Origin of the sequence: [Actinomadura] parvosata subsp. kistnae, from assembly GCF_900323885.1 — a bacterium.
Classification (GTDB): domain Bacteria; phylum Actinomycetota; class Actinomycetes; order Streptosporangiales; family Streptosporangiaceae; genus Nonomuraea; species Nonomuraea composti.
This window is the reverse complement of sequence record NZ_OOHJ01000020.1, coordinates 58067-74585: the sequence shown is the minus strand read 5'-3', so window position 1 is coordinate 74585 and position 16519 is coordinate 58067. Positions and strand designations below refer to the sequence as shown.

General features: G+C 70.3%; 15 protein-coding genes. 6 read left to right on the top strand and 9 right to left on the bottom strand.

Annotated features, from left to right (window positions below; all coding sequences use genetic code 11):
- On the bottom strand, positions 1 to 2268 hold the full coding sequence (locus tag KIS93_RS41860; RefSeq protein ID WP_080039116.1) for a WD40 repeat domain-containing protein: 2268 nt from the start codon (positions 2266 to 2268) through the stop codon (positions 1 to 3).
- Between the two features lie 300 nt (positions 2269 to 2568).
- Between KIS93_RS41860 and KIS93_RS41855 the strand changes: the two genes are divergently transcribed.
- Positions 2569 to 2718: a hypothetical protein gene (locus KIS93_RS41855; RefSeq protein WP_155127411.1), complete on the top strand. Its 150-nt coding sequence runs from the start codon at positions 2569 to 2571 to the stop codon at positions 2716 to 2718.
- Positions 2719 to 2920: 202 nt separating this feature from the next.
- Positions 2921 to 3394, top strand: a complete 474-nt coding sequence (locus KIS93_RS41850) for a lamin tail domain-containing protein (protein WP_080039115.1) — start codon at positions 2921 to 2923, stop codon at positions 3392 to 3394.
- Between the two features lie 216 nt (positions 3395 to 3610).
- Here KIS93_RS41850 and KIS93_RS41845 read toward each other — a convergent pair whose 3' ends face one another.
- Positions 3611 to 4075: an STAS domain-containing protein gene (locus tag KIS93_RS41845; RefSeq protein ID WP_281261995.1), complete on the bottom strand. Its 465-nt coding sequence runs from the start codon at positions 4073 to 4075 to the stop codon at positions 3611 to 3613.
- Between the two features lie 12 nt (positions 4076 to 4087).
- The gene (locus KIS93_RS41840) at positions 4088 to 4648 is read right to left on the bottom strand and encodes a hypothetical protein (protein WP_186404732.1); all 561 of its coding nucleotides are present in this window, start codon (positions 4646 to 4648) and stop codon (positions 4088 to 4090) included.
- Between the two features lie 595 nt (positions 4649 to 5243).
- Here KIS93_RS41840 and KIS93_RS41835 point away from each other — a divergent pair.
- The 3 genes from KIS93_RS41835 to KIS93_RS41825 all read left to right on the top strand — a co-directional run bounded on the left by KIS93_RS41835 (position 5244) and on the right by KIS93_RS41825 (position 6380).
- Complete coding sequence (locus KIS93_RS41835) at positions 5244 to 5435, top strand: hypothetical protein (protein ID WP_080039112.1); 192 nt, start codon at positions 5244 to 5246, stop codon at positions 5433 to 5435.
- Positions 5436 to 5526: 91 nt separating this feature from the next.
- Positions 5527 to 6012 (top strand): single-stranded DNA-binding protein, encoded by a 486-nt coding sequence (locus KIS93_RS41830; protein ID WP_080039111.1) that lies wholly within the window; start codon positions 5527 to 5529, stop codon positions 6010 to 6012.
- Positions 6013 to 6089: 77 nt separating this feature from the next.
- Positions 6090 to 6380: a hypothetical protein gene (locus tag KIS93_RS41825; protein ID WP_080039110.1), complete on the top strand. Its 291-nt coding sequence runs from the start codon at positions 6090 to 6092 to the stop codon at positions 6378 to 6380.
- 321 nt (positions 6381 to 6701) lie between these two features.
- Here the strand turns inward: KIS93_RS41825 and KIS93_RS41820 are convergent, their stop codons facing one another.
- A complete protein-coding gene (locus KIS93_RS41820; RefSeq protein ID WP_080039109.1) occupies positions 6702 to 7247 on the bottom strand; it encodes a GrpB family protein in 546 nt (181 codons plus the stop codon).
- Between the two features lie 179 nt (positions 7248 to 7426).
- The gene (locus tag KIS93_RS41815; RefSeq protein WP_186404731.1) at positions 7427 to 8272 is read right to left on the bottom strand and encodes a hypothetical protein; all 846 of its coding nucleotides are present in this window, start codon (positions 8270 to 8272) and stop codon (positions 7427 to 7429) included.
- Between the two features lie 640 nt (positions 8273 to 8912).
- On the opposite strand from KIS93_RS41815, the gene mobF reads away from it, so the two are divergent.
- On the top strand, positions 8913 to 14120 hold the full coding sequence (mobF, locus tag KIS93_RS67805; RefSeq protein ID WP_080039108.1) for a MobF family relaxase: 5208 nt from the start codon (positions 8913 to 8915) through the stop codon (positions 14118 to 14120).
- 162 nt (positions 14121 to 14282) lie between these two features.
- On the opposite strand, the gene KIS93_RS41805 is transcribed toward mobF, so the two are convergent.
- From KIS93_RS41805 to KIS93_RS41790, 4 genes are all read right to left on the bottom strand, one after another.
- Entirely contained in the window at positions 14283 to 14438 is a 156-nt protein-coding gene (locus KIS93_RS41805) for a hypothetical protein (RefSeq protein ID WP_155127408.1), read from the bottom strand.
- Positions 14439 to 15117: 679 nt separating this feature from the next.
- Entirely contained in the window at positions 15118 to 15303 is a 186-nt protein-coding gene (locus KIS93_RS41800; RefSeq protein ID WP_155127405.1) for a hypothetical protein, read from the bottom strand.
- A gap of 17 nt (positions 15304 to 15320) precedes the next feature.
- The gene (locus tag KIS93_RS41795) at positions 15321 to 16130 is read right to left on the bottom strand and encodes a hypothetical protein (protein ID WP_080039107.1); all 810 of its coding nucleotides are present in this window, start codon (positions 16128 to 16130) and stop codon (positions 15321 to 15323) included.
- Between the two features lie 163 nt (positions 16131 to 16293).
- On the bottom strand, positions 16294 to 16506 hold the full coding sequence (locus tag KIS93_RS41790; RefSeq protein ID WP_222107830.1) for a tyrosine-type recombinase/integrase: 213 nt from the start codon (positions 16504 to 16506) through the stop codon (positions 16294 to 16296).
- Positions 16507 to 16519 lie beyond the last annotated feature (13 nt).

The window sequence follows — 16519 nt, the reverse complement described above, 5'->3', positions numbered from 1 at the left end:
TCAGCGAGGGATCGCTCTTCCCGGCCAGTTGCCGAGGTCCTCCAGCCGCACTATGCCGTCGTCGTCGCTGCTGCTGTGAAAGAGGCTGTTGGCAGGCTGGCCGCCGCAGACGAGGGTTCTGCTGTCGGCACTGAACACCACTCCGGTGAAGTGTCCGGTGTTGTCGGGATTGAGCGGCTTGCCGACTTGCTGGTGGCTGGTCGGCTCCCACAGCTGCACTTCGTCGTTTCCGTTGTCGTGATCGACGATGATGGCCAGGAGCTTGCCGTCCGGGCTGAACGTCACTGTGTTGACGCCGTCCGCTTGGCCGATCGCAAGGTAGCCGATCGGCTGACGCGTGGCCGGATCCCACAACTGCACCTGGCCCTGGTTGTTACTGTTACCGCTGCCGACGGCCAGGAGCTTTCCGTCCGGGCTGAACGCCACCGCATTGACCTCGCCCATCTGGCCGACCAGAGGGTCACCGACCGGCTGCCGGGCGGCCGGATCCCACAGCTGCACCTGGCCCTGGTCGTTGTAAGTGCTGCTCCCGATGGCAGCGCTGCCGACGGCTAGGAACTTACCGTCGGGGCTGAACGCCACCGCATTGACCCCGCCCGTCTGACTGATCAGAGGGTTACCGATCGGCTGACGAGTGGCCGGGTCCCACAACCGCACAGAGTAGTCAGGGGCATCACCGGCGGCGAGGACGATGGAGTCTCCGCTGCAGCTGGCCAGAAGTTTGCCGTCCGGGCTGAACGCTAGCGCGTTGACCGGCTGAGTGTGGCCGGTCAACGGATCGCCGATCGGCTGACGCGTGGCCGGATCCCACAACCGCACGGAGCCGTCGCGGCTGCCGATGGCCAGGAGTTTGCCGTCGGGGCTGAACGCCACCGCGTTGACCCTGCCCGTGTGACTGATCAGGGGGTTACCGATCTGCTGGTGGGTGGCCGGATCCCAGAACTGCACCTGGCCTTGGTTGGCGTAGTCGTCGCCGCTGCCGACGGCCAGGAGTTTGCCGTCGGGGCTGAACGCCACCGCATTGACGGCGTCAGGAGTCCAGCCTAGGACCGCGGGGTCGTACAGCTGCCGGATGGTCACGGCGCCGGGTATCGCTGCGGCCACCAGGACAAGGGCCAGAAGCAGGAGGGTGAGTCGGCGGGTGTCGCTCAGGCGCTGCCTCGTGCCTGGGGCCGGCGGCGCAGCAACATCTGTCCGGCGGGTGTCCGCGCTGGTGGAGGAGGTGTCCGCGCCAGCGGAGTCGTCCGTGTCCGTGTCCGCCAGGACGGGGTCCACCCGGGCACCGTCGGTCCGCTCGAGTACCGGGGCGCCGGCCTCGCGCTTGCTCGTCCCGGCGGTGAGGTCGTGGCTCAGGCCGTCCAAGGTGGCCGCCTCGCCGGCCAGTACGTGGTCGAGGCGGGAGAGCACCTCGGCGGTGGCCTGCTGGTCATCTTCGCCCATCAGCCCCGCCGGGTCGTCCGCGGCTGCCACACGGAGATCGCCGGTCGGCGGCGCGGACAGAGCGGACGGGGCGTCCATGGCCTGCAGGACGGAGCGCAGCTGCGCGAAGGCCTGCTGCTTGAGTCGTTCGGCGTGGGCGCGCTGGCGTTCGGCTTGATCCAGGCGTCGGCTGGTCTGCTCATACAGCTCTTCGGCGATCTCCAGCCGCTCCTGGGTATCGAGCAGCTCCTGCCGGATGCGCGCCAGTTCCCCTTCCAAGCCTGCCTGCTGGTGCCGGGCGGCCAGCAGGGTGTCGCGTTCCGCCCGCAGATCGTCGCGTTCCTGGGTCAGGTCGGCCACCGCCTGGGCCAGCCGGCCCAGCATCTCCAGCAGGCCGGCGCTCAGCGCCTGATGCCGGGTCACCGCCAACTGCGCGCGGGCCAGCATCTGCTGTTTGCCCGCCACTTCGGCCAGCATCGTCACCCATTGCCGCACCGAGGCCGGCACCAGTTCGACGGCCTGCTCTTCGGCCACCTCCGCCGGCTCGTCCAGCACCGTGGCCACCGCCGGGTCGGCCGCCTCCCACAACGGCCGTACCTTGGCCCGCAGCAGCTGCAGCGCCTGCTCGTCACGACCGGCGCAGGCGGCCAGGAACGCCTCCACGAACGCCCACTCCGGCCGCCGGGCACCGTTGAGATGGGCAGAGATCACACTGCGCCCGTAGGGGATCTTCTCCGCCAGGCCGCGCACGCTCTGCCGCTGCTGATCGGCGATCGCCCGCAACGTCATGGCCAGCTCGCGCGTCTGCACGTACTGTCCGCGCAGCGGCCCCCACTTCGCCACAGCCACGCCCCTCAGCTCACCGTGAACCCGCTGCGGACGTCCGGCTCCGTCCGCGATCTGCCTGGGCCTCTTGCTGGGAAAACGCCGGTATGAACCGGGCGGACACATCTCATCACGCCTAAACCGTCAGTAGCAGCCCGACCACATCAGCGTGAGGAGATTGCAATGAACCGTCCCCTGCGGGTCCGCCCCAGACCCATGCCGCGCCGCCCTGCCCGGCGATCACCTCACCGGCCATCCCGGCGAGCCAGCAGCCCAGCGCCCTTTCGGCGCTCGCGGCCGGCGCCCCTTCCACTGTTGCCCGCCATGCCCGCCTTGGTCAGCGTCGCCTCCCTGCTGACCGCCGTGGCGGCCCTGCTGGCCATCCTCTGGCCTGCGGCCGGCCGCTGGCTGGGCATCGCGATCGCGCTGACCGACCTCATCGTGGCCCTGCTAGCCCTCTGGCAACGCCGATGAACCCATGGTTTCCAGCTGCAGCTGGTCATCCTCGGCACGAGGGGTGCCCCGGGCGGCGCGGCCCAGGACATGTGCGACGAGCACAGTCAAGGTAGGCAGTGCCGTACTTGTCGGCGAAATCCCATGGCCAAGAGGCGTGAACGCCAGCCCGTCGTGGAGCGTCATACACACGGCCCACACCCAACCCCCAGAAGGACCACACGTGCGCCTTGCCGCCCCCGTCGCCGCCATGGTTGCCACCGCCGCTGCTCTCACGTTGGCGGCTCCTGCCCAGGCCGCCGCCCCCACGGTGAAGATCTCCCGCATCTGGTACGACTCGCCCGGCTCGCCGGACTCCGGCGCGAACAGCAGCCTCAACGGCGAATACGTGCAGATCAAGAACACCGGCCGGAGCGCGGTCAACCTCGCAGGCTGGACCGTCCGGGACAAGACCACCCGAGCAGACCACGTCTACACCTTCGGCACGTTCACCCTCAGGGCCGGGAAGACAGTCACTTTACGCACCGGTACGGGCCGCGACACCTCCACCACCCTGCACTGGGGCAGAAGCGGCGGCGGCACCTTCGCCTACATCTGGAACCAGAGCAAGGACACCGGCTACCTCCACAACGCCCGCGGCCAGCTCGTCGACTCGTGCTCGTACAACAGCAGCCGCTACGACTACAAGAACTGCTGACGCACCGAGAGGGGGCGCCGTTCCAGCACCCGGACCGCCCTCAGGCCGGCACCCGGACGATCCCCGCACCAATGCCCCCACAGACCGCGGCCAGCACCCCGAGACAGGTATGACGCTCTCTCCACCGTGACCCGCATGGGTCCGCGGCTCAGGGCCGGGGACAGCCGGCTTCCCCCTTCCAGGCGTACTTGGTCCCGCGACCATACGAGGCGCTCCTTAAGCGGGTGCAGGGGCCAAGTCATTGAGAGGCCATCGGCAGCGGCCTCCCGGCGTGCGGGAATCTACGACCCACTTCGGGGGGGCTTGGCTGACGTGCGGGGCGGCGAGGATGGCCGCTTCCACGCTGTGGTGCACTGTCAGGACGGGCCTGGCGCCGGTGGTGGTCAGCAGGCGGGCGGGTGATTCCTGCAGGGCCGCCAGGTGCAGGTCGCCGCCGTGCCGGCGGGTCAGGGCGCGGACGTTGAGCAGCACGCGCAGCCCGGTCTGGGCCATGAACGGCACTTCGCTCAGGTCGAGCACCACGTGGTCGCCGGGCCGGCGGCGGGCGCGGCTGATGAAGGCGTCCAGGTGGTCGGCATTGGCGGCTTTCAGGTCGCCGGCCACCGAGATCACGGTGACGCCGGGCCTGTGCTGGCAGGCGAACGTCGCGAGCAGCCGACAAGTCCACGGCGTCGCAGGCAAAGCTGCGCCACGCTAGGCCTGGGCTTGATGTGGCAGCTTGTCGATGCGCAACCGCCGCAGCCGCGATCTGATCGCACCCTCACTGCGCTGAAGCGCCGCCGCCAGTCCCTTCACCGAAGCGTCCGGCCGGCACGCGAGCTGCCGCAACTTCTCGTCCTGCTCAATGGTCCAACCCCGGTAGGCGTCGGCATGCGTGAGCCTCTGCTGCTCCACCACAGAGACTTGCCCTTCGTCCGTCTGACCGCATCTCACCCTCAGGAGCTCGACCAGATCGGCCAGGAGCCCAACATCCGATCCGGGCAAGGCCCCGCTCAGGACCCCCACCGCGTCGCCGTCCGCGTCACGACCACTGACCTCGATCTCCAGAAGGCCGTCCGCAACCCGGCGCGCGGTCAGCTCATAGCGCCGCCCCTGCTGCGTCAGCTCCACCCGCAGACCATCGTCCACAGCGCCGCCCATCGCCCCTCCGATCCGAACCTCAGCCGCGTCAACCCCCACCTCTTCAGCAGCCCACCCGCCGAGATCGGCCGCCTGCCAGGCTGCGGCGCCCGCCGACGGGGAAGGCCAGGCCATTGACTCCATTTTCGCACACGGCATCGAATCGCGGCCTTGGATCGTCCGCCCCGACGAGCCGACATGACCCCGGCCGCGCAGTGCGATCGCCGGTCCGGCTCGCCGAGCCCACACCGTCCACACCGCACTGCCCGCCCCCAACACGGGCAGAGCCGACGACCCCCACCTCGACGTCCGACACCTCGTGGAGCCCCGCAACCAGCGCACCCCCACAAGCACCCCGCCCTGAACCCGCACAGGGCGCTCCCTGCACATGAGGGCACAGCCGTAGCGGGCCGCGGGGAAGTGGCCAACGACGCGCGCCTGCCGGGTTCCCTCCCGCTCCCGGGGGCTCGGGTGGGTGGCCACCCCGCGTTCCGGCACAGTCACCCTCGCAGGCGTCCGGTCGTCCCGCAACCCAGCGGCTCAACCCGCGCGAGCAAGATCTTTTCCGCGCGGGACCCCGCCCGCTCCACCTCCTCGCCGACCCCGCGCGGAAAACATCTTCCTCCCGCGGGCCGCTCGGTTGCCCTCCTCCCTCCCGCCTGCGTGGCCTCCCGCACCGGAACACGAAGCGGCCACCCACCCGGGGGCCGCGGACGGAAGGGAAACCTCGATGAAGCGCCTCAGCCTCGGCATCCGCCCGTACGCCACCGACGTCACCGCCTGCTCCCGCTGCGGCAACCCCGTCCTGCTGCGCAACAGCTGGCCACTGCTCGGCGGCGGCCGGATCTGCCCCGACTGCGTGGCCGAAGCCGTCGAAGCGCACCAGCTCGCCACGGCCACCGACCACGAGCTCCCGTCCTGACCCCTCCCAGCGGGGCGGGCAACCGCCCGCCCCACACCGGTTCATCGAGGCCCCGCCCCATCCGAACCACGTCCAGCAAAGGAGACCCATCATGGCCAACGACATCGTCATCACCATCACCGGCAACCTCACCGACGACCCCGAACTGCGCTTCACCCCGACCGGAGAGGCCGTCGCACGCTTCCGCGTCGCCTCCTCCCCGCGCTTCCTCGACCGCCACAGCGGCGAATGGAAGGACGGCCGCCCGCTCTACCTGACCTGCAGCGCCTGGCGCCAGCAGGCCGAGCACGTGGCCGAGTCGCTGCAGCGCGGCATGCGGGTGATCGTGGAAGGCCGGCTCAAGCAGCGCACCTACGAAACCACCGAAGGCGACAAGCGCACCGTCTACGAGCTCGAGGTCATCGAGGCAGGACCGTCCCTGCGCAACGCCACCGCCAAGGTCACCCCGGTCAGGAACGGACGCACCCCCGCACCCGCCCAGGACCCCTGGGCCGGCGCCTTCCCCGAGCGACCCGACACCGAACCCGCCCTGGCCGCCACCACCAGCGACGGCACCGACCCCGAGCCGCACCTCTGACCCACACCCGGTGGGCGGAACCCGGCGTTCCGCCCACCCCTGCACCCCTCCGATAACTCGACAGAGAGACGAACCCCATGCACCCGGACGCGCTGACCCACCGCGCGCGGCGGCACGGCTGGAGCGTCGAAACCGCCCCCGGCCCCGTCCTCACCCTGCGCCGCCACTGCTGGCTCCTCGAGATAGCCTTCACCGGCAACGCCCCCCAAAGCGCCCGCATCACCAGCCCGGACGACCACGCGAGCCGACCTGTCAACCTGCGCTCGATCAACACCCTGCTCCGCGCCGACCCTACGGAGATCGCCCGGCATGCCGCAGAGGCGGTCGTGGGGCAGCGCCCACACCGCACACACCACCACGCGCCGTAACGTCGCCCCACCATGAAACAAGGGCGACCTGCCGACCGCAGGCGCCAGATGAACAACCGGACCGGTCCCCGCCACACGGCCCCTCACCACCGCACCCGCTACCGGTCCTCCTTTATCCGCGCGCAGGGCGCTCGCTACGCTCGCGTCCCGCAGGGATCGGCCTGGCGGCCGCCCCTGCGCGCGGGGCGCTCGTCTCGCCGGCCAGAAGACTCCGCTGGCGCTCCGCTTCTGGCCGGCGATCCTCGCGCCACATCGGCCTCACCACCGTACGACGCCAGACCTCCCGTCCTGAAGCGATCACCCGAGGCGGCCACCACCGGATCAGGCATCGCTCGGGGCCGACCGCCAGCCGACGCTCTGCGCCCAGGAGTCGGCACGCCGCACAATGTCCCAGACGAGAGGCTCCTTGGCGGCCACATACGCCCGCCGATCATCGCGAAACCGCCGCGCACAGCCGCGCTTCGCCTCGGCGAACTCGGCCGCGACGACGGGATGGGCACGCAGGAAATCACGAAACAGCAGAGGCAACTGCTGGGAAAAGGAGCCGAGGTCGCGCACGTGAACATGAGTACGGCGGCTGCCGGGAGCCTCACGGAAGTAGCGTTTGGTCAGCTCCGGGTTGTCCGCCCGATGCACCAGGCCAAGCCGCTGCAACGGCACCTTATAGACATCCAGCGGCTCCAGCGAGCCTACCGAGATCTGGATGTCGATGACCGGCTTGGCGGCCAGCCCGGGCACCGACGTCGAACCGATGTGATCGATGCGCAGTGCAACCTCGCCCAATGCCTCCCGCAACGCCGTCCCGAGCGCAGCGAACTGCGCCGGCCACGCCGGGTCGTACTCCACGACCTCGATCAGATCCCCCATGCCCTGATTGTCCACCGAGCCGGAGGCGGCATCAGACACGCAGCGTCGCCTGTCAGGCCCGTTGCATGGTTTCGGAAGGAATCCGGCGTGATCTGCGGCTCAACCAGTAAGTCCGGACGGAGCGCTCACGGTCATCCGGACCAACTCGTCGGTTTGTGCCTCAGGCGGTCGCCGAGACATCACGGGTGGTTTCGCATGTTGAGGCCCAGCCTCGGACGTGAGGCGCCCTGGGTCAGGTTCCGGCTGGCGGGCTCCCATGGCGGTTCAGTGCTCCTCGTGTGAAGCGCAAGGCCGCCACCGTCCGCGGGCCGGAACCCCAGTCCATGGAGTTCGGGATCGTCGACCGCGGTGACCACGCGCAAGGCGCCGGCCTCAGCTACCTCGCAGACCACCAGACGCACCAGAGCATTACGCACCTCTGAGGGGACGCCGGGCTGGATGTGCACCAGGTCGAGACGGGCGATGGTGCGTTGCTCGTCCTCCCAGGACGCGGCTGCCTGACCGACAAAAGGTTCCCCGCGGGCGTTGTCGACGTAGGCCTGAAGCCAGCAGGCCAGCCTCGCCTCGACGATCAGCTGTCTGGGAGTCGTGACATCCATCCCTGCCCGGGCCAGCCCCGCGCCGACCTTGGACACAGGCGGAGAAACCGATGGCGGTAGCGACCCGAGAATGGCATAGGCCTTCTCGAGGTCATCCGGCGAGGCGGAGAGCTCAAGGTCGAGAAGTGGAACGGGATTGATGAAGAACCCGTCGGGCCAGAGGTCCCGGGTGTCGTGAACGTCCAACAGGACGTACCCATCTCGGATCGTTCGGCGGCTTCGACGAACCAGCCCGGTATCGAGTTCCAGTGCAAGGCGAGAGGCGAAGTCTGCGGCCCATTCATCCGGCGAGGTCACCGGCAGGCCGGTGTACCAACCGCCCGTCCACGGACTCTCGGACGCCATCGGAAACTCGACCTTGATGGCGTATGTGTTCGGATCTCGCCGCCAGCGGAAGATCACTAGCATGCCGTCGGGCTCTGCCACGGCATCGACGGTGGAGTACCCGTCCCTCACAGCGCCCCCACGTAGCAAGCGTGTCCTGACCGCTTCGAGGACCTCCTGCCGGGACCACTCGATTGTCATATGTCCAGACTCCCACGCCCTTCCCCCTAATCGGATCGAGTGCCACTGAAGATCGTGGAGCCTCCCTGTCGAAGTTCAGCGAGCAACCGAAAGCCTTCAACTACCCAACCGAAATGTCATGATCACGGCGTGTAGTACTGCGAGGATGCGACCGCGTCTGACGGTCATGGCCCACGTCGTAGCGGGTGGCGGGTCGGTGGTTGGGGATACCAGGTGTACGCTCGGCGCCGAGCCAGCCTCGGCAATGCTCGGGCCGCCGGGGCCATCAGCACTCACAAGACTGGTTTTGCAACCAGCCCCGACAGTTGCCCCAGAACTCCGACATCCCATTCGGCAGATTTATCCGGATACCGACAGGCTCAAATGGACCGGACAACCGCATCTCCCTCGGCTTGCCGATCTTGATGCATCTTGCCCCAGCGCTTCACACCTAGGCATCTTTTGCCCCTTTTGCTACATTCGTCACAGCAGCAACTTTCGCGCGTCGCCCTGACCCCGGCTCTGAGGCCCAGCCTCACGATCTCGGAGGTGATCGCTTGCGATGTTGAGCATCGGCCTGGGCTACGATCCCGGCTACTTGACGCGCCAGGTCGGCAAGGGCGCCGAGAACTACTACCTGTCATCGGTAGGCGAGGCGGAGCGTGGTGAGCCGCCCGGGTTCTGGAGCGGCCGGGCATGCGCCGAATTAGGCTTCACCCCTGGCGAGCCGGTCGACGCCGACGCCTTCGAGCGGCTGTATCGCAGCTTCGCCGACCCCCGCCATCCCGCCTTCGGCGACCCCGCCGTGCCCGAGGCGGACAAGCCGACGCTGGGCAGCAGACCCGCCCGCTTCACCGAGCAGACCGGCCGCAAGCCCGTCTACTTCCTGGACCTGACCTTCAGCCCACCCAAGTCCGTCACCCTCCTGCACGCCGGCCTGCTGGCCAAGGCCGCCGAGCAGCAGCACGACCACCCTGAGGAAGCGTTCGCGTGGCGGGCCCAGGCCGAGCTGGTGTGGGAGGCGGTGATGGCCGGCAATGCCGCGATGCTGGAGTACTACCAGGACGTGTGCGGGGTCAGCCGGGCCGGCAAGCACGGCCCGAAGGTCGCCGGCCGCTCCACGGGCCGGTGGGTGGACGCCCCGCGCTGGGTGGTCGCCTCTTTCCGGCAGCACACCTCCCGCAACGGTGATCCGCAACTGCATGTGCACAACCCGGTGCTCAACCGCGTTCCGTGCGACATCGACGGCAAATGGCGTGCGCTGGACAGCCGCGCCATCCACGCCGTCCGCCCGGCCGCCGCCGCGCTGGCCGAACGCGTGATGTGGGAGACGCTGACCCGCTCGCTCCCGGTTCGCACCCGCGCCCGGGACGATGGCCATGGGCTGGAGGTGGAGGGCATCGCCGATGAGCTGATCGGCCTGTTCTCCTCGCGCCGGGTGGAGGTGTCCGGCCTGCTGGAGCAGTTGTGCGCCCAGTACGTGGCCCGCCATGGCCGCCGGCCTTCCGCGCGTGCCCTGTTCTCCATGGCGCAGTACGCCACCCGCGCCACCAAGGCCCGCAAGAGCAAGGCACCCGCCCCCACGCACGCGTCCGAGCTGGATCAGTGGATGCGGCAGTCCCGCCAGGCCGAATCCGGCACCCTGGCCGAAGTTCCCGACCGGGTCCTGCGGCCCGACGCCGATCCGGAGACGATCGCCGACCTGGAGCGAGCCGCAGCCCTGGCCCGGCACGTCCTGAACGACCCCGCCGGTGGGGGCGAGGCCTCGGAAGCGGAATCGGCCCTCGACGCGCAGATCGACGACGTGCTGCAGGCCGCGGTCGCCGACGTCCAGCAGGCCAAGGCGGTCTTCTCCCGGTATGAGGTGATGCGGGCGATCAACCGGCACCTGCCCGGCCGGCTCGGTGGGCTCACCCCCGGCGCGGTGCGGCAGCTGCTGGAGAAGCTGACCGAACGAGCGATCGGGCCGGGCAACGCGTTGGGGGTGCGGCTGCTGAACCTGCCCGAACTCATCGACGTGCCCGAGGTGCTGCGCCGATCCGATGGCAGCAGCGCCTACGTCGCTCCTTGCGCCGACCGGTTCACCACCGACGACCAGCTTGCCGTGGAGAGCCGGCTGCTGGCCGCTGCCCAGGCGCACACCGCCCCCGCTCTCCCGCACCGGCGGGTGCAGGAATGGCTGGCCCCGCGCCGCGCCGAGGCGGGTGGGCCGGGACTGCGTGAGGATCAGGCGGCGGCGATCCTTGGCATCGCCACCTCCGGCCGGGCCGTGGACGTGTTCGAAGGGCCCGCCGGCTCCGGCAAGTCCTACACCCTGGGCCGGCTGACCGGGCTGTGGCGCGCCGTCCAAGGGGTCGGCTCGATCGGGCTGACGCTGTCCACCAACGCCTCCTACGTGCTGGCCGAGGAGGGCTTCGACCGGGCCTACAACATTCGGCGCTTCCTGGCCCTGCACCAGGCGGGCAGGCTCCGCCTCGAGCCCGGCACGCTGATCGTCGTCGACGAGGCCTCCATGGTGCCGACCGCGAACCTGGCCGCCATCCAGCAGGTCGCCGACCGCTCGTTCTGCAAGGTGGTGTGGGCCGGCGACACCGCGCAGCTGTCGGCGCCGGAGGCCGGCGGGCTGATGCGGGTGCTGGCCGGCGACGCGGGCTCGCACGCGCTCACCACGGTGGAACGGATGGAGGCCGCCTGGGAACGGGAAGCATCGTTGCGGCTGCGCGCCGGCCACGCCTCCGTGCTGGACGCCTACGACGAGCACGGCCGCATCCTGTCGGGCGACCGCGAGCAGATCACCGCCCGCCTGGTGGCCGACTACCTGGACGACCGCGCCGCCGGCCGGCGCACCGTGATGCTCACCATGGTCAACGCCGACGCCCGCGACCTGTCGGTGCGGGTGCGGGCCGAGCTGGTGCGCCGCGGCGAGGTCGACGCCGACGGCGTGCGGCTGCGTGACGGCACCACCGCCGGCGCCGGCGACCTGGTGATGGCCCGCGCCAACACCCGCCGCGTCAACGTCGCCGGCACCTGGCGCACCCTGTCCAACCGGGACGTCCTGCGCGTGCACCGGGTGCTTGAGGACGGCGCCCTGATCGCCCACCTCACCAGCCCGGCGCATCCCGGCGGCGACCCCGCCCGCCGCGTCTACCTGCCGGCCCGCTACGCCGCCCGGCACCTCGAACTCGGCTACGCCAGCACCGCCCACGCCGCCCAGGGCCGCACCGTGGATGTCGCCCGCGCCCTGATCGACGGCCGCGTCACCCACCAGATGCTGTACGTGATGCTGACCCGCGGCCGCTCGGCCAACCTCGCCTACGTCGACACCAGCGTGCTCACCGCCGCCGACCTGCGCGAAGGCGCCCAGCAGGCACCCCAGCTCGCCGGCCCCGACCCCGCCCCCGGCGCGCCCACCCTCAACGCCCGCACCGTGCTCGCCCACGTCCTCGAACGCGACGACGCCAGCCCCGCCGCCGTCGAAGCCCTACGCGAAGAGAGCGAACGCGTCACCCACATGGCCCACCTGGTGGCCATCTGGCGCGACCTCATCACCCTGGCCACCCGGCCCCGCCACCGCCAGGCCCTGGCCGCCGCCCTCACCCCCGCCGAGTTCGACCGGCTCCACCAGGACCCGGCCCGCCGCACCCTCTACCGCCTGCTCCAACGCATCGAGCTGGCCGGAGGCGACACCCACGACCTCATCACCCGGGCCGCGCGCCGGCGCCCCTTCGACGGCGCCCGCTCCATCGCCCAGGTCCTGCACCACCGCCTCACCCGCCTGCTCACCACCACCTCCACCACGACCGGCGGCGCGCCCTCCTGCCGATGGCGCGACCGCATCCCGCACATCGACGACCCCGACCTGGCCAGAACCGCCCTCGAGGTGGCCGAGCGGATGGACCAGCGCACCGAGCAACTCGGCCAGCGCGCCGCCCACAACCCGCCCGAATGGGCGCTGCGCCAGCTCGGCCAGGTCCCCGACGAGCCGCTGCTACGCCACGAATGGATCGTCCGCGCCGGCGTGATCGCCGCCTACGGCGAGGCATACGGCACCTTCCTGCTCACCGACCGCCGCCCGGGCCCCCTCGACCCGGACCGCGACGCCGCCTGGCACGCCGCCCACCACACCCTGCACCACCCCCACCTGCCGAACCGCGCGGCCGAACGCCCGAGCCTCCCACCCGGCCGCCCCGAACGCCCGCCACCCGACCGGCACGACAGTACGGAGCCGGCACCCGCCGGCGACGCGGTCACCGCGATGCGCCAAGCCGGCGCGCTGCTCGCCCTGTCCCACACCCCCTACCAGGTCGGGCTGCTCGACCACGCCGACCTGACCGCCCGCGCCGGCGCGCTCGCCGCCCAAGCCCGGCAGGCCGCCGCCGACCTGACCGCCGCCGAACAGCGCGCCCGCACCTATGCCAGCGCCGGCGGCGGCCCCGCCGAACGGGAACTGCTCGCCCGACGCGACCAGCTCACCACCCACCTGCAGCACATCGACGCCGCCACCACCGCACAAGAACGGCTCCAGCAGGCCCAACAGCAGCGGGAACACGCCCGGAGCGACACCCTCGAGGCGGCGCACCAGCAGGTTCGGGCAGCAGCCGAGCAGGCCCGCCAGGCTCTCGCCCAAGCCCCGCCGCGCACCGTGTGGCCCTTGATCCGCCACCAGCACCGTCAGCTGACCCGCCACTGGGACAGCATGCTGCACGACGTCCGGCACACCGACATCCAAGCCGCCCAGCACGAGGTCGCCACCGCCCACACCACCCAGCAGCAGATTCGCGGCGAACTGGACGCGATCCAGCGCGAGATCGCCCGCCGCGCCGCCCTGCCACCGGCCCGCCACCGCATCGAACAGGCAGCCCGCGACCACCACCACACCCGGCAACGACTCCAGCACCTCCTCACCACCCTGACCAACACACCCGATGGGGTGGGCCTGCTGGACGACCGGCAGCTCGCCACCCGCATCGCCGAACTCCGCCACCGGGCCGAGGAACTTCACGCCGCCGAACGCACCGCCGCGCAAGACCTGGCCCGCTGGAGCGAGCACGGCGGCGGCCCCTGCGAGCAGAACCTCCACCACCACCGCCAGGAGCTCCAGACCCAGCTCGACCGCATCAACGCCGCCCACCAGGCCGCCCAGCACCGCGACCGCGAGGCCGCCCACATCACCAACCTCACCGAGCAGAACGAGACCGTCCTGAACCGCATCCAGCAGATCCGCCACGAACTCCGCACCGGCAAACCCCTGCTCCCCAAGGCACGAGCCCGCCGCGCAGCACTGGAAAGCGAACTCGGCCGGCTCTTCGACACCAACGCCCAACTCCTGGGACAGCTCAGGCAGCGGCAACACAGTCACGCCGCCGCAGACCAGGCGGCCCGCACCGCCGCCGACCAAGCACCGCCCGCAGCCCTGTGGCCACAAATACGCCACCGAGCCGTCGAACTGGACCGCACCTGGCCCCAGACGCTCGAACAAGCTCGCGCCACCGACCAGGAAACCGGCCGCCGCCACCTCGACAAGCTACGCCGCGACATGCAACGGCTCGATCTCACGCTGCGCGCCGCCCTCGACGAGTCCGAGCGCCGCAGCACCCTGCCGCCGCCACAACGCCAGGCAGAGCAAACCGCCCGCCGCGAGCACCAGCAACGCCTCCACGAAACCCAGCAAACCCGCCAAGCCGGCCGAGCCGCGACCCCGTCCCGGACCTCGTACCGCCCCGACCGAGCACGAGATGTCAACCACCGTGATCACGAGCCCGGCCGCTGACAGCAAGCGGCGCCCGCCCCTACTCCACCGCCGAGTACGGCGGGAAGATCCGCTCAGCCGCAGCACCGAGAGAAGCCACCTGCTCCGGCGACAGACATCGCGGATGCCGCCGGATCCAGCTGCACAACCGGCCGGCCCGTACCATCGTCACACCCGACACCATCAACGCACCCCAGCGCGGCAGCTTCGCCCGTGCACCGCGACCACCGGCACGACCGGCACCTGCCAGCCCGCCGCCCGCAGCACCTCACCGACTCGGCCCGCCTCGAACACGGTCGCCTTCACCAGGCTGTCGGCCGGGCGACGGCCGATCCACAACCGGCCACCCTGACCTCGGATGCTGGTGTTGCGATGTCAGCGCTTGGAATCCACCAGCACCACTCCGCCCGGCCCGATCGTGCGGCACCGTGTACCCGGCCAGTTCCAGCGCCCGCGACCGTCGCGCCGCGCCCGCTCCGCCCGATACCGCGCCTGCGCCGACGCACCGGCACCCGTCGTGTGATGACGCGTCACTCCGGCCTCCCCGAGATCCTCAGCAACGCCGCTCACGCTACACAGGCCACCCATCAGCAGTCCCAGCCGATTCCAAAGTCGTCAGCAGGGTTGCGCACCAGCACCCGCCATGCCGCGGGAGATACGGACCGGAGACAACTCAGGCAGGACCGACACCATCACTCCTGCGATGACCCGACGGCCTTCCCCAGGTGGAAGGCCGGACAAAGTTGCCGCTCTACAACGCCCTCACAACGCTTCACCGCGAAGGGGCCGGCCCATGACACCACCCAGCACCTGTTCGACGTTTCACTGTTTGCCGCTACCTCACACCCGGCGGCGTACACGCGCTCACATCAGCCCACGCGTGCCCGGGCAGTGCACCGTTCGCAGGGAGAACGCCGGGATGCCGGAGGGATCATTCTGCGCACGCCCGTGGGCTGTTGCCCGGTGCGGATCTGGTGATCGGCGGAGAGTCGGTCTTGCTCGTCAGAGAGCCCTTGGATCAGGTCTCCTGCCCGTAGCGGAAGGTCGGTGACGCTGGCGCCGCCTTCCGCGCGCCCGCCAGCAGCAGCCGCGTCATGACGACCACCGCCCCGGCGACCGGCACGCCGCAGGTCACGCGCACCAGGGCGCCGCCCCACCCTCCGGGATCCGGATCCACGCTGAGCAGCACGACGGACGGAGCCACCGATCCACGTGCACCGCTCACAGCAGATTGTGTGCTGTCAACCAAGAGTTCCAGGCCGCGACGATGTCGTCGGCCAGTTCGATGACGTCGTACTCCTGACCCCCGGAGGTCATGACCCACTGGTGTTCTGCGATGACGGGGGAACCCAGGAAGACCGAGACGCTCTGGCTACTGACCCTGGTGCGGTGATCGCCGGTCTTGCTGGCTCGCGGCTTCAGCTTGCGGTGCTTGATGCCGTTGCAGAGGTCGGCGGCCAGGCGAAGCACCGGGATGCTCTGCTGCGGATCGGTGAAGAGCGCCTCCACTTCGCCGTTGGGCGGGATGCGCGGATCGTCGTCGTTCTTCAGCCAGTCCTTGAGGTGATAGGCATCCTGGAAGAAGTGGAACAGGCGGTCGCGAGCTTCGTCAGACCCTCCGCTCATGGCTCCCGAGGCGGCATCTGCGAGGCGGTCGTGGCTGCGCAGCATGCGCTGATGCTGATCGCGCCAGCCCTCGCCGAGCGGCCCGAGGCGAGGCTCGTAGCCTTCGACGATCTCCCCGGTGCCGCCGAGCAGGACATACGCGGACCTCACCTCGGACACGGCGGGATCCGCGCCAATCGGAACAACGCGCAGGTTGGCGCCGGCAAGAGTGCGCGCCGCAACATCTGCCGCTTCCCAGCTGGGCTCGGCGGGCGTCAGGTACAGGCGGACCCTGCCTTGCTGGATGAACAGGCACGCGCCACCGGGCTGGACATCCTGGCCAGGCTCATCATCGGTTTCTCGGACAGTGAAGCCGACGTGCGCGAGCGCCTCTTCGGCCTTGTCCCGGATCTGCTGCACGTCCACACTGACGCTCCTGCGAGTCGAAGGGTGAGATGCAGGAGACGCGTGATGCTGATGTCCGGTTCACCTGGCTCAGGCTCTATCGCAGATTGCGAGTCACTATCTGCGATAGCGTGCACGTCGCCCGGGGAACAGCCGCCGCGGTGCTTGTCGGCGAGAAGCGCGGCTACTGGTTGGTGGGGAGCGTGGCGACCGTGTTCTCCAGGTCGCCGCGGGTGTACCGCCGAGTGGTGTCCAGGCGGGCATGGCCCAGCGATTCCGCGACCACGACGATGTCCACGCCCCGGCACAGCAGGTTGGTGCCGAACGTATGCCGCGGGGTGTGCGAGGAGGCAGCGGGCGCGCCGGCCTTGTCGATACGAAGGGGGAGGGCGTGCACGTAGGCTGGCCCG